Raw genomic sequence first — 12,955 nt, forward strand, 5'->3', positions numbered from 1 at the left:
TAGCGGGTATCCATAATAGGGGAGCACATTTAACTATGAGCCAAACCAGCAGCGAATTTATTCCGGCAAAGATTGCTATTCTGACCGTCTCGGATCGCCGCAGCGAAGCGGAAGATACCTCCGGCCAATACCTGCAGGACGCCGCACAGGAAGCCGGGCATCAGGTGGTGGCGCGTGCCATCGTCAAAGACAATATTTACCAGATCCGTGCGCAGGTTTCTGCGTGGATTGCCAGCGAGACGGTGCAGGCGGTGTTAATCAACGGCGGCACCGGTTTTACCGCGGGTGATCACACACCTGAAGCCCTGTTGCCGCTGTTTGATCGCGAAGTGGAAGGGTTTGGTGAGCTGTTCCGCATGGTGTCGTTTGAAGAGATAGGCACAGCCACCATTCAGTCGCGTGCTTTGGCCGGTATTGCCAACCAGACGGTGATCTTTGCCATGCCGGGCTCCACCCGCGCCTGCCGCACCGCGTGGGAGCGCATTATTGAAGAGCAGTTGGATGCCCGCCATCGTCCGTGCAACTTCCTGCCCCATATGAAGAAATAATTTATGACCCAGTTAACCCATATCAATGCCGCTGGCGAAGCCCATATGGTGGATGTTTCGGCGAAAGCGGAAACGGTGCGTGAAGCGCGCGCCGAGGCTTTTGTTGCAATGCATGCTACAACGCTGGCGATGATAATCGACGGCAGCCATCACAAAGGGGATGTGTTCGCCACCGCGCGCATTGCCGGTATTCAGGCGGCGAAACGCACTTGGGAACTGATCCCGCTGTGCCACCCGTTGATGCTGAGCAAAGTGGAAGTGCAGCTTGAGGCACAGCCGGAACATAGCCGCGTGCGTATCGAAACCTGCTGCCGCCTGACCGGGAAAACCGGGGTGGAAATGGAAGCACTCACCGCCGCTTCGGTGGCGGCACTCACCATTTACGATATGTGTAAAGCGGTGCAGAAAGACATGGCGATCGGGCCGGTACGGCTGCTGGCGAAAAGCGGCGGCAAATCCGGTGATTTCAAGGTGGAGCTATGATCAATATTCTTTTTTTCGCCCAGGTGCGTGAGCTAGTGGGCACTGCAGCCCTGGCCGTACCGGCGCAATATCCAACGGTCGAGGCGCTGCGCAAGGCGCTGTGCGAGCGTGGAGAGCGCTGGGCGCTGGCGCTGGAGTCTGGCAAGCTGCTGACAGCGGTCAACCAATCGTTGGTGGCGAGTGAACATCCGCTGCAGGCGGGCGACGAAGTGGCGTTTTTCCCACCGGTCACCGGGGGCTAAACGTGGAAAATACCCGTATCCGCGTGGGCGTGGCCCCGTTCAGCGTCGGCGAAGAGTACCAATGGTTGGCGCAGTGTGACGATGATGGCGCGGTGGTCACCTTCACCGGCAAGGTGCGTAACCATAATCTGGGGGATGGCGTCAGCGCATTATCGCTGGAGCATTATCCCGGCATGACCGAAAAAGCGTTGGCAGAAATTGTGGCCGAAGCGCGCGCACGTTGGCCGTTGCAGCGGGTGACGGTGATCCACCGCGTCGGCGATCTGTTCCCCGGTGATGAGATTGTGCTGGTTGGCGTGACCAGCGGGCACCGCAGCCAAGCGTTTGAAGCTGCGCAGTTTATTATGGATTATCTGAAAACCCGCGCGCCGTTCTGGAAGCGTGAAGCCACCGATCAAGGTGAGCGCTGGGTTGAAGCCCGTGATGCCGATCGGCAGGCCGCAAAGCGTTGGTAAATCCCGTATCAACAGCGGAGGTATACTCTAAATAATTCGAGTTGCAGGACAAAAACGCAATGTGTTTTTGAACAGCACTTGTGCTGGCCCCGAAGGGGCAAGGCCCAGGATTGGGCCGAGTAACGCGGCAAGGGAGTGAAGCCCCAAGAGCATAGAACACTATGTGACTGGGGTGAACGACAAGTCTGCGTAAGCAGATTTGAACGCTGCTTGCAGTGGCCCCTATGGGGTGAGGCCCAACATGGGCCGAGTAACGCAGCTAACGCACATGCAACTTGAAGTATGACGAGTATAAATCAATACCTTTGCCGGTTCCGCATAACGTTTTCTGTGATACGCTTATTACTGGCAGGGGTGTTTCCCCAAAACGTAGTTCACATGTAAAAGGTAACCGTCATGGACCGATATCCACGTAATGGTTCGATCGTCGAGCGTGCCAACAGCGGCATTCAGGCATATATGGCGCAGGTTTATGGCTGGATGACCTGTGGCTTGTTGTTGACCGCTTTTGTGGCCTGGTATGCTTCACAAAGTGAAGCGATCATGTCTTTTATTTTCTCTAGCAAGATTACGTTCTTCGGCCTGATTATTGCCCAGTTAGGGCTGGTGTTTGTGATTTCCGGCATGGTGAACCGCCTTAGCGGCACGGCGGCCACCGGGCTGTTTATGCTTTATTCGGCGTTAACCGGGCTCACTCTATCCAGTATCCTGTTGGTGTATACGGGCGCGTCGATCGCCAGCACCTTCGTGGTCACCGCCGGGATGTTCGGTGCTATGAGCTTATACGGTTACACCACCAAGCGCGATCTGAGCGGCCTTGGCAGCATGCTGTTTATGGGGCTGATCGGCATTGTTTTGGCTTCGCTGGTTAACATCTGGCTGAAAAGCCCGGCGCTGACCTGGGCGATTACCTATATCGGCGTGGTGGTGTTTGTCGGTTTGACCGCGTATGACACGCAAAAACTGAAGGCCCTGGGCGAGCAGTTGAATGCTGACGATCGCGACGGCTTTCGCAAATACGCCATCGTAGGCGCGTTGACGCTGTATCTTGACTTCATCAACCTGTTCCTGATGTTGTTGCGTATTCTGGGCAACCGCCGCTAAATACTGAATACCCGTCGTCTTTCAAGCCGCAGCGTTGTTGGCTGCGCGCGCGGACCCCAGTCACTTACTTGAGTAAGTGACTGGGGCTCCACGCTCTTGCCGCCTAGCTGCAACTCGAAATCCATAGGGTATTCAGTGTCCTCAGACTGCTGACCAAATCAGATATTAGGGAGAGCGTGCCGAAGGGGTCGTAGCGGCGCAAACCGCCGGAGCGCCCCTCGGTGTGCTAGGCCCGGGTATCTCGGGCTAAAAAACCACTTTGTCATCAACCCCAGGGTATTCAGTGTGAATACCCTTTTTTCTTGGTTAAGCAATCTTCCTTCTGAACATCGCATACGCCGCGCTGCCGGTAGTGGCGGTGATCGCCAGCAGTGGCCACAGGCTGTGCCAGATAATGCTGAAGCTGGCGTCCTTGAGGTAGATTTGTTTGGTGATATCGGTGAAATGGCGGATAGGGTTAGCCCAGGTGAGATGCTGCAACCACACCGGCATATTCTCTACCGGCGAAACATAGCCGGAAAGCAGGATCGCCGGCATCATAAACACGAACACGCCGATAAATGCCTGCTGTTGCGTGGCGCACAGCGACGAAATCAGCAGCCCGAATCCGACCAGCGAAAGCCCGTAAATCAGCATGGTGGCGTAGAACAGCAGCAGCGAACCGGCAAACGGGATCTGATAGGCAAAGATGCCGATAAACAGCACGATCGATGCCTGGAAAGTGGCGACGATCAGCGCGGGTACCGCTTTGCCGATAAAGATCTGCCAGGTGGTCAGTGGTGACACCAGCAACTGCTCCAGCGTCCCTTGCTCACGTTCACGCGCCACCGAAAGCGAAGTGACAATCATCACGCCGATGGTGGTGATCATCGCAATCAACGAAGGCACCACGAACCACTTGTAATCCAGATTCGGGTTATACCAGTTGCGCACCACCAGTTCGCTGTTATTAGGTTTGGCGCGCCCGCCGATCAGCTCGTTCTGATAATCCTGCACAATCTGCTGCACATAGTTGGCGGCGATCTGCGCGCTGTTGGAGTTGCGCCCATCCAGGATCAGCTGCAACGCCGCCGTATTGCCGCTGGCGATATCGCGCGAGAAGTTGGCCGGGAAGCGGATTAGCAGCAGCGCTTTCTGGTTATCGATGGTGGGTTTGATCTCCTGTGGGCTGCGCAGCAGCAGGACGTGTGAAAACGCTTTAGCTTTGGCAAAGCGCTGGGTCAGCTCGATCGATGCCTGACCGCTGTCCTCGCTGTACACCGCAATGGTGGCATTGGTCACTTCCAGCGTGGCGGCGAACGGGAACAGCAGCACCTGCAGGATCACCGGCATCACCAGAATGGCGCGGGTTTGCGGATCGCGCAGCAGCGATTGCATTTCTTTGACGATCAGAGTCCAGAGGCGGTGAAACATATTCTCTCCTCAATCCAGCCGACGTGGGGTTTTCCAGGCCGTCAGGCCGATAAACACCACCGCAGAAGCGATCAGAAACAGCAGGTTAACCAGCAGAACGCTGCCGATATTGCCCGCCAGAAACAGCGTTTGCAGCGTGCTGACAAAGTAGCGAGCCGGGATGATATAGGTCACCGCGCGCACGATCGCGGGCATGCTGTCGATCTGGAAAATAAAGCCGGAAAGCATAATCGAAGGCAGGAAAGCGGCGTTCAGCGCCACCATCGCCGCGTTGAACTGGTTACGGGTGAGGGTGGAAATCAGCAGCCCCATACCGAGGGTGCTGGCCAGGAACAGGCTGCTGATCACAAACAGGATCAGCAACGAACCCCGGTAGGGCACGCCGAGCACAAACACCGAAACCACCATGCACAACACCATAGCGATCATGCCGAGGAAGTAGTAAGGCACAAGCTTGGAGAGCAGCAGTTCGCTGCGCGTCACCTGCGTGGACAGCAGTGCCTCCATGGTGCCGCGCTCCCATTCACGGGCGATCACCAGCGAGGTCAGAATCGCGCCGATCACCGTCATGATGATGGTGATCGCCCCTGGGATAATAAAGTGCTGGCTGATCGCCGCCGGGTTAAACCAGTAGCGCATCTGGATCTCGATCAGCGGTTTATCTTCCCGCCCGCCATCGCTGGCGCGCTGCTGCTGCCAGATCTGCCAAACCCCTTGGGTATAGCCCTGCACGAAGTTGGCGGTATTGGGTTCGCTGCCGTCGGTAATCACCTGCAACGGAGCGCGATCGGACGGCCGTGCCATATGCTCGGCGAAATCGCTCGGGATCACCACCAGCCCACGAATGCTGCCCGCCTGCATCATTTGCATCAACTGCTGGCGGTTATCGCTAATGGTCGGTTGAATATAGGGCGAACCGGCAAAGGCGTTGGCCAGATCGCGCGCGTCTTCGCTGTGCTGCTCCAGCAGGATCCCCAAACGCAGTTTGCTGGAGTCCAGATTGATGCCGTAGCCGAAAATAAACAGCAGCATCAGCGGGATGACGAAGGCGATCAGGCCACTGCTTGGGTCACGCAGGATTTGCCGCGTTTCTTTCAAACACAACGCACGCAGGCGCCGCCAGGAAAAGCCGCTGTTATCGCTCATGAGGTTTCCTCCCGATCGTAACCCTGCACCAGCTCGATAAACGCCTGTTCCATTGAAGGATTGGGGTTGTCAGCACTGGCGATCTGTTGTTTGAGATCGTCCGGCGTACCGGCGGCGATAATTTTGCCGCGGTACACCAGCCCGATACGATCGCAGTACTCCGCTTCGTCCATAAAGTGGGTGGTGACCATCACCGTGACGCCTTTATCCACCATACCGTTGATGTGCAACCAGAATTCGCGGCGGGTGAGGGGATCCACCCCTGAGGTGGGTTCATCAAGGAACAGAATATCCGGCTCATGCATCAGCGCGCAGGCCAGGGCCAGCCGCTGTTTAAAACCGAGCGGCAGCGAGTCCGGCGTCTGGTTGAGGATCGGGCCGAAGTTGAAAGCGGTAGACATCTCATGGATTTTGTCGCGCTGCACCTTGCCGCTGAGGCCATACACGCCGGAGAAAAACTTCAGGTTCTGCGCCACCGTCAGGTTGCCGTACAGCGAGAACTTCTGTGCCATATAACCCAGGTGTTGGCGCGCTTTGCCGGAGCTGGTTTTCAGATCCATCCCCAGCACCAGCGCCTTGCCGCTGCTCGGCACCAGCAGGCCACACATCATTTTGAAGGTGGTGGACTTACCGGCTCCGTTAGGCCCGAGCAGGCCAAAGATTTCCCCGCGTTGCACCTTGAAATCCACATGATCGGTGGCGGCGAAGTGGCCGAATTTTTTGGTTAACCCCTGTGCTTCAATCACCGTTTCCGTGCCATCGCCTTCCACGTTGGGCATAATCTCCGCCAGCGCCGAGGCGCTGTTGGGGCCGCCGCCGAGCAAGTCGATAAAGGCATCTTCAAAGCGTGGCTCCGCCTCGGTGAGTTCAGCCGTGGGCAGATCCAGATCGTGCAAGACCTGGCGGTGATCTTCGCCGGGTTTTAGGATCAGCCGCAGGTATTTCCCCTGGATCACGCCATCGCTGACGGTAGGCAGACAGATCGCCCGTTGCAGCAGCGCCCGGTGGCTGCCTACCGGTGCGCTAATCAGCACGGTGCGCCCGGCCATGCGCTGGGTGAGCTCCTGCGGCGCGCCGCTAAACAGTAATTCGCCCTCGTTCATCAGCAAGACTTCGCGGCACTGTTCCGCTTCGTCCAGATACGAAGTACTCCACAGGATCAGCATGCCGTCGTTGGCCAGTTCATGCACCATGCGCCACAGTTCGCGGCGCGAGATGGGGTCGACGCCGACGCCGGGCTCGTCCAGCAATAACACCTGCGGTTGGCCAAGCAGCGTACAGGCCAATCCGAGTTTCTGCTTCATGCCGCCGGAAAGCTTGCCCGCCAGGCGTTCGGTGAAGCGCGTCAGATCGGTAAAGGCCAGCAGCCGCTCGAAGGTCTGCTTGCGCAGATCGCCGATGACGCCGCGCAGATCGGCGTACAGCGTCAGGTTTTCCATCACCGTCAGGTCTTCATACAGGCCGAATTTTTGCGGCATATAGCCGAGAATGGCGTGCAGTTGCCGGTCTTCTGCGATCGGATCCAGCCCGGCGACGCGCAGTTGGCCGCTGCTGGGCTTCAGCAACCCGGCCAGCATGCGTAACAGGGTGGTTTTGCCCGCGCCGTCGGGGCCGACCAGCCCGGTGACCGCGCCGCTGCGCAAAGTGGTGGTCAGGCTGGCAACCGCCGGTTTGGCGAGTGACGGGAAGCGCTTTTCCAACGCCACCAGTTCAATGGTATGTGCCTGTTCCATCACCTTTCCTCAGGGTTGTGTGAAGCGCAGGGTGACCGGCATACCTTGGCGTAACGCGTCGTCGGCGTCGGTGACAATCACCCGCAGGCGATAAACCAGATCGGTGCGCAAATCCGGGGTTTCGACGCTTTTTGGCGTAAATTCGGCGGTTGGGGAGACAAAGCCAATCTTGCCGTGGTAGGGCTTACCAGGGCGGCTGTCGGTATAAATACGCAGTTCCGTTCCCGGAACCGCTTTACCCAGGCTGGCCTCATTGATATAGGCGCGTACCCATACCGGCTGGGTCAGCGACAGGGTAAACACCGTGCTGCCTGCGCCGAGCATGGTGCCTGGCTCAACCGCTCGCGTCAGCACGGTAGCGGCAGAAGGGGAGGTCAGCGTGGTGTCTTGCAGATTCAACTGTGCCTGCGCCAAGACCGCTTCGGCCTGCGCCAGGTTGGCCTTGGCTTCGGCGATCTCCTGCGGGCGGTTACCGCTCAGGTATTGCGTCAGTTTATCTTTCGCCGCCTGCAGGTTGGCCTGCGCCTGATTGCGCGCTGTGCGGGCGTCTTCCAGTGCGTCGGCTGAGGTGGCCTTTTTCGCCCACAAACCCTGCTGCCGTTGGAAGAAGCTATCGGCATAGTTGAAGGCCGAGAGGCGTTGCGCCACTTCTGAGCGCACCTGGGCGATCTCTTCGTCACGATAACCTGCCTGCAACAGCGCCAGCTTGGCGGCCGCGCTGGCGACGTTGGCCTGTGCCTGCTGCAGCGCGTTAAGGTATGGGCCATCATCCAGCTTGCCGAGCAACTGCCCCGGCTGCACGCTGTCCCCTTCGTCGACCGCCAGCGATGCCAGGCGCCCGTCAACGCGAAAGCCCAGGTTCACCGTGCGGATATCGACGTTACCGTACAGCGTCAGTGGTTTTTCCTGTTGCTGCTGGTAATGCCAAAAGCCGTAGACGGCGGCAATTAACAGGATAACGATGCCGATAATGCCAATTCTTTTCTTGTTCATAATGCTTCCTGTCGGTTGCAGTGTGAAAGAAGGGGGATTTATGCGCCGTAACGCTGGCGCAGCCCACAAACCAGAATCTCGATATGTTCAGCCAGCACGGCGCCGATCTGCGCTGCCTCATCGCTGCCGATCTGCTGCCAGCCCGCCTGACGGCGCACGGTTTCACGCGCGACGCGGAACGATAACACCTCGCCAATCAGCGCATGGGTGTGCAGCACAATCTTGGTTGATTGCGCATCAAGGCCGGTATAGCCCGCCAATAGGCGGCACAGCATCTGGTGCAAGGGGGCAATCACCTGCTGGTGGATCAGCGGATAGGCGTCGGTAGGGGAAAGCTGTTCGCGCGACATGATTTTGCTCAGGTTGAGCGTCTGTGGCTGGGTCATCAGCGCACTGAAATCCAGCAAACCACGCTTGAGGTGGTACAGATACTGTTCTGGCGTGCGTTGTGATGCAGGCAGCAGCCAGAAATGTTCGACTTCCTGGCTTGGCGAATGGAACGCCTGCTGAATAAAGTCGGCGATCCACTGCGCCACCGCCAGATACAGGCCTTCTTTCGAATTGAAATAGTAGGTGATGGCGGCGATATTCTGCCCGGCGCGCTGGGCGATTTCCCGGGTGGTCGCCCCTTGAATGCCGTATTCGCCAAACACTTCAATGGCGGCCGCGAGCAGTTGCTGGCGCGCCTGTTCACCGCGTGCCCGGCTAGGTGTGTGCTGATTTTCCGTTGCTGACATGACTGACTCGCTAAAGTTAATCATATGATTGATTAACTTTAGGCCCGACGGTACGTAATGTAAACAAAATCTTAGGACTATTGTTGGGGGCTGGTCTTTTTTAGGCGAGAATCTGCTCTTATCACGCAAAATTGCTTTTTTTTGTTCGACTTCTGTTACAATCCTCAGCTTGGTGCACTGCAGTTTGTGCCAATCCCTCGTGGTATGCCGAGGTTGTGCCGCAAACAAAAACGCGAGCACTGCCTTATGCCCCGTCTGATCATCCTCCCAGGAAACTGCACCGAACATTGTTAGGTTAGGGGGGATCTGGAGTTTTTCTCTACTATGTCATTTGAAAACCTCGGCTTAAGTGCCGAAATTCTGCGCGCTGTTGAAGAACAGGGCTATCGCGAACCTACGCCAATTCAACGTCAGGCAATCCCTGTGGTCTTGGAAGGTCGTGACCTGATGGCCAGCGCCCAGACCGGTACCGGTAAAACCGCTGGTTTTACCCTGCCGTTGTTGCAGTTGCTGAGCAAGCACGATCACCCGATCAAAGGCCGTCGCCCGGTGCGGGCGCTGATCCTGACGCCAACCCGCGAGTTGGCTGCGCAGATCGGCGAAAACGTGGATGCCTACAGCAAACACCTGCGCCTGCGTTCGCTGGTGGTGTTTGGCGGCGTGAGCATCAACCCGCAGATGATGAAGCTGCGCGGCGGCGTCGATATTCTGGTGGCAACACCGGGGCGTCTGCTGGATCTGGAGCACCAGAACGCGGTTGATCTGTCCAAAATTGAAATTCTGGTGCTGGATGAAGCAGACCGCATGCTGGATATGGGCTTTATCCATGATATCCGCCGCGTGCTGTCCAAGCTGCCGCCGAAGCGTCAGAACCTGCTGTTCTCAGCCACCTTCTCTGACGAGATCAAGGGGCTGGCCAACAAGCTGCTGCACAATCCGGCATCGGTGGAAGTTGCGCGTCGCAACACCGCTTCCGAGCAGATCGAACAGAGCGTTCATTTTGTGGATAAGAAGCGCAAGCGTGAGCTGCTGTCCCAGATGATTGGCGAAGGGGATTGGAAGCAGGTGCTGGTCTTTAACCGCACCAAGCATGGTGCCAACCATCTGGCAGAACAGCTGAATAAAGACGGCATCACCGCGGCGGCGATCCATGGCAACAAAAGCCAAGGCGCGCGTACCCGTGCGCTGGCCGACTTTAAAGACGGCAAAATCCGTGTGCTGGTGGCCACCGATATCGCCGCGCGCGGTCTGGATATCGATCAGTTGCCACACGTGGTGAACTACGAGTTGCCCAACGTGCCGGAAGATTACGTGCACCGCATTGGCCGTACCGGCCGTGCCGAATGCACCGGTGAAGCGATTTCGCTGGTGTGCGTGGACGAACACAAACTGCTGCGCGATATCGAGCGCCTGCTGAAGCGTGAAATCCCGCGTATTGCCCTGCCGGGTTATGAGCCGGATCCGTCGATTAAAGCGGAGCCGATCATCAACGGGCGCCAGGGCGGTGGCCGTGGTGCGCCGCATGGCAACGGCGGTGGTCAGCGTGCCGGGCAACGCAGCGGTAATGGCGGCGGCCAGCGCGAAAATCGCGCTGGTGGCAGCGCCCGCCCGCAGGGCGATGGCAAACCGCGTTCCGGGGCACCTGCACGCCGTCCGCGTAGCCGCAAACCGGGCGAGTGATTCGTCAACCCGTGCTCTATACTGAACCGCCATCGATTGGCGGTTCAGACTGCTGACAAAGCCCGTTATTAGGGAGAGCGTGCCGAAGGGGTCGTAGCGGCGTAAGCCGCCGGAGCGCCCCTCGGTGCGCTAGGCCCGAGTATCTCGGGTTCAAAAGCGACTTTGTCATCAACCTCAACCGCCATCGATTGGCGGTTTTTTTTCGCCTTTTGCAGGCGCAACAGATGACATCGAAGTGTGCCATTCTGGATGATCAACTTGCCAGGAGGCTTGTCTGATGTTGCCTTTCGCCCGTATCATGGCGCGTCTTTTTTAGCTGGGGTAGTCATGCGCGTATTTTTAGCTCCGATGGAGGGGGTTCTCGACTCTCTGGTGCGGGAATTGCTCACCGAGGTGAACGATTACGATCTCTGCATCACCGAATTTTTGCGCGTGGTCGATCAACTGCTGCCCGCTAAATCCTTCTATCGTTTATGCCCCGAGCTTGAACATGCCAGCCGTACCCCTTCAGGTACGCTGGTTCGCGTACAACTGCTTGGTCAATACCCACAATGGCTGGCGGAAAACGCCGCCCGCGCGGTGGAACTGGGATCTTACGGCGTCGATCTGAACTGTGGTTGCCCTTCCAAGCACGTTAACGGCAGCGGCGGCGGTGCCACCTTGCTGAAAGATCCTGAGCTGATCTATCAGGGGGCTAAAGCGATGCGCGCTGCAGTACCGGCCCACTTACCGGTTTCGGTTAAAGTGCGGCTGGGGTGGGATTCGAGCAGCCGCAGTTTTGAAATCGCCGACGCGGTACAGCAGGCAGGGGCCAGCGAACTGGCGGTGCATGGCCGCACCAAAATGGACGGTTATCAGGCCGATCGCATCAACTGGCCCGCAATAGGTGAGATCCGCCAGCGTCTATCCATTCCGGTGATCGCCAACGGTGAAATCTGGGATTACCAGAGCGCGCAGGACTGTATGCGAGTGACCGGTTGTGACGCGGTGATGCTGGGGCGTGGCGCGCTGAACCTGCCTAACCTGAGCCGGATGGTGAAATACAATGAGCCGCGCATGCCTTGGCCGCAGGTGGTGCAGTTGCTGCAAAAATATGTCCATCTGGAAAAGCAGGGCGATACCGGTTTGTATCACGTGGCCCGCATCAAACAGTGGCTGGGCTATCTGCGCAAAGAGTATCAGGAGGCCAGCGCGCTGTTTACTGAAGTCCGCGTGCTGAAAACCTCAGGCGATATTGCGCGGGTAATTAACCGGGCGATCTGATCGAGTTACCCTTTCTCATACACCGCAAATCCGTTGCGGTAGCGCAGTGGCGAAACGTTCATCTTGTTGCGAAAGAAACGGCTGAAGGCGGCCTGAGATGAAAAGCCGAGTAATTCACTGATGTCGCTGAGGGTAAGATGGCGCTGTTGCAGCAAGCGGCAGGCTTCTTCCATTTTGGTCTGCTGTAGCAATTCAGTGAAATTCTGGCCTTCATGCAGTAGTTTGCGTTGCAGCGTCCAGCGCGGCATCGACATTTTTTTGCAAATCAGTGCGATTTCATTGGTTGGATTGTGCTGGTGGGCGATCGGGTTTTGGTAAAGTGCCCTAAGGCAGTTTTTGATCTGCGCTGTGAGCGGCGTAGCCAGGCTGATAAGGGTGTTGATCTCGTCATTGGCGGCTTTCTGGATAATTTCAAACAGCCTGCGGTTATAAAATTCGTAAGGTCTGTCAATATGTTGCTTGCTGAAGGTGAGGGTGTTGCGTGCGGCATTCATCTTGCAACTGAAGCCCAAGAGCGATGACAGGTGCTGAGACTGCCGTGTGCTGGAATAGCGGCCTTTCAACGTCACCTGAATAGACGCGTAAGTTTGCCGGTCATAATGGCTAATAATCTCGGCCAGAATAATGAAATTCCCCAATGGCGATGCCAGCGAGGCCCCGAGGATCTCAGGGCCGGTATTGCGGTATTCCAGCATTAGCTGGCTGTCGTTTTCATAAAGCTGAATATCATCGGTCTGCCCGATAATACTGCGGTATTTCAAATAGTTTTCCACACCTTGGCGCAGGGTGCTGCTGTTGGTCAGCAGTGAGGATAAGGTGCCCCAGGAACGGAAAATGTCCGCCATGGCGAAATCCGGCTGGTAGTGGGTAAACAGCAATTCACGCTTTTCTTCCACCATAACCATCAGGCGATAGTGCTGTGCTGCTGAAATCCGGCTGTCTGACTGGGTCAGTTCATAAGAGGAGATCCCCGTGCGGTGATGGATCGAGGCTGCGGGCACGTCATGCTGTTGCAGAAAGGAAAACAGAGAGCGGGAAACAATATTGGAAACCGTTTTGCGGTTATTCATGCTGTTATCCTACGAACCATGGCAATGGAAAGAGTGAAATAGCCGAAGATATTTCACTCATATCACCAAGTTACATGCTGAGCAAGGG

The 12,955-nt window shown here is 57.1% G+C and carries 13 protein-coding genes; 7 read left to right on the forward strand and 6 right to left on the reverse strand.

The genetic code is table 11. The annotated features are described in order from the left end of the window. The first annotated feature begins 35 nt into the window (after positions 1 to 35). The 5 genes from moaB to BMI79_RS04990 all read left to right on the forward strand — a co-directional run bounded on the left by moaB (position 36) and on the right by BMI79_RS04990 (position 2,832). A complete protein-coding gene (gene moaB, locus BMI79_RS04970; RefSeq protein WP_076940961.1) occupies positions 36 to 548 on the forward strand; it encodes a molybdenum cofactor biosynthesis protein B in 513 nt (170 codons plus the stop codon). A gap of 3 nt (positions 549 to 551) precedes the next feature. Next, the gene (moaC, locus tag BMI79_RS04975) at positions 552 to 1,031 is read left to right on the forward strand and encodes a cyclic pyranopterin monophosphate synthase MoaC (protein WP_076940963.1); all 480 of its coding nucleotides are present in this window, start codon (positions 552 to 554) and stop codon (positions 1,029 to 1,031) included. Continuing rightward, entirely contained in the window at positions 1,028 to 1,273 is a 246-nt protein-coding gene (moaD, locus tag BMI79_RS04980; protein ID WP_076940964.1) for a molybdopterin synthase sulfur carrier subunit, read from the forward strand. The genes moaC and moaD overlap by 4 nt, the downstream gene beginning before the upstream one ends. A 2-nt stretch (positions 1,274 to 1,275) precedes the next feature. Next, entirely contained in the window at positions 1,276 to 1,728 is a 453-nt protein-coding gene (moaE, locus tag BMI79_RS04985) for a molybdopterin synthase catalytic subunit MoaE (protein WP_076940966.1), read from the forward strand. Between the two features lie 396 nt (positions 1,729 to 2,124). After that, entirely contained in the window at positions 2,125 to 2,832 is a 708-nt protein-coding gene (locus tag BMI79_RS04990) for a Bax inhibitor-1/YccA family protein (RefSeq protein ID WP_076940968.1), read from the forward strand. A 306-nt stretch (positions 2,833 to 3,138) separates the two neighbouring features. Here BMI79_RS04990 and BMI79_RS04995 read toward each other — a convergent pair whose 3' ends face one another. From BMI79_RS04995 to BMI79_RS05015, 5 genes are read right to left on the reverse strand one after another with little or no spacing between them, the layout of a single operon-like run. Continuing rightward, positions 3,139 to 4,245: an ABC transporter permease gene (locus tag BMI79_RS04995; RefSeq protein ID WP_076940970.1), complete on the reverse strand. Its 1,107-nt coding sequence runs from the start codon at positions 4,243 to 4,245 to the stop codon at positions 3,139 to 3,141. 9 nt (positions 4,246 to 4,254) lie between these two features. Continuing rightward, positions 4,255 to 5,391 (reverse strand): ABC transporter permease, encoded by a 1,137-nt coding sequence (locus BMI79_RS05000; protein WP_076940971.1) that lies wholly within the window; start codon positions 5,389 to 5,391, stop codon positions 4,255 to 4,257. Continuing rightward, entirely contained in the window at positions 5,388 to 7,124 is a 1,737-nt protein-coding gene (locus BMI79_RS05005) for an ATP-binding cassette domain-containing protein (RefSeq protein WP_076940973.1), read from the reverse strand. The genes BMI79_RS05000 and BMI79_RS05005 overlap by 4 nt, the downstream gene beginning before the upstream one ends. Before the next feature lie 9 nt (positions 7,125 to 7,133). Then, a complete protein-coding gene (gene hlyD / locus BMI79_RS05010; protein WP_076940976.1) occupies positions 7,134 to 8,117 on the reverse strand; it encodes a secretion protein HlyD in 984 nt (327 codons plus the stop codon). Between the two features lie 38 nt (positions 8,118 to 8,155). Continuing rightward, on the reverse strand, positions 8,156 to 8,854 hold the full coding sequence (locus BMI79_RS05015; protein WP_076940978.1) for a transcriptional regulator: 699 nt from the start codon (positions 8,852 to 8,854) through the stop codon (positions 8,156 to 8,158). Between the two features lie 324 nt (positions 8,855 to 9,178). On the opposite strand from BMI79_RS05015, the gene rhlE reads away from it, so the two are divergent. Together rhlE and dusC are read left to right on the forward strand one after the other, a co-directional pair. Continuing rightward, a complete protein-coding gene (gene rhlE / locus BMI79_RS05020; RefSeq protein ID WP_076940979.1) occupies positions 9,179 to 10,534 on the forward strand; it encodes an ATP-dependent RNA helicase RhlE in 1,356 nt (451 codons plus the stop codon). Positions 10,535 to 10,861: 327 nt separating this feature from the next. Continuing rightward, entirely contained in the window at positions 10,862 to 11,797 is a 936-nt protein-coding gene (gene dusC / locus BMI79_RS05025; RefSeq protein ID WP_076940981.1) for a tRNA dihydrouridine(16) synthase DusC, read from the forward strand. Between the two features lie 5 nt (positions 11,798 to 11,802). Here the strand turns inward: dusC and BMI79_RS05030 are convergent, their stop codons facing one another. Further along, positions 11,803 to 12,867 carry an AraC family transcriptional regulator gene (locus BMI79_RS05030; RefSeq protein WP_076940983.1) on the reverse strand — a complete coding sequence of 355 codons (1,065 nt, stop codon included), beginning with the start codon at positions 12,865 to 12,867 and terminating at the stop codon, positions 11,803 to 11,805. Positions 12,868 to 12,955 lie beyond the last annotated feature (88 nt).

It is taken from the genome of Serratia oryzae, assembly GCF_001976145.1.
GTDB lineage: Bacteria > Pseudomonadota > Gammaproteobacteria > Enterobacterales > Enterobacteriaceae > Chania > Chania oryzae.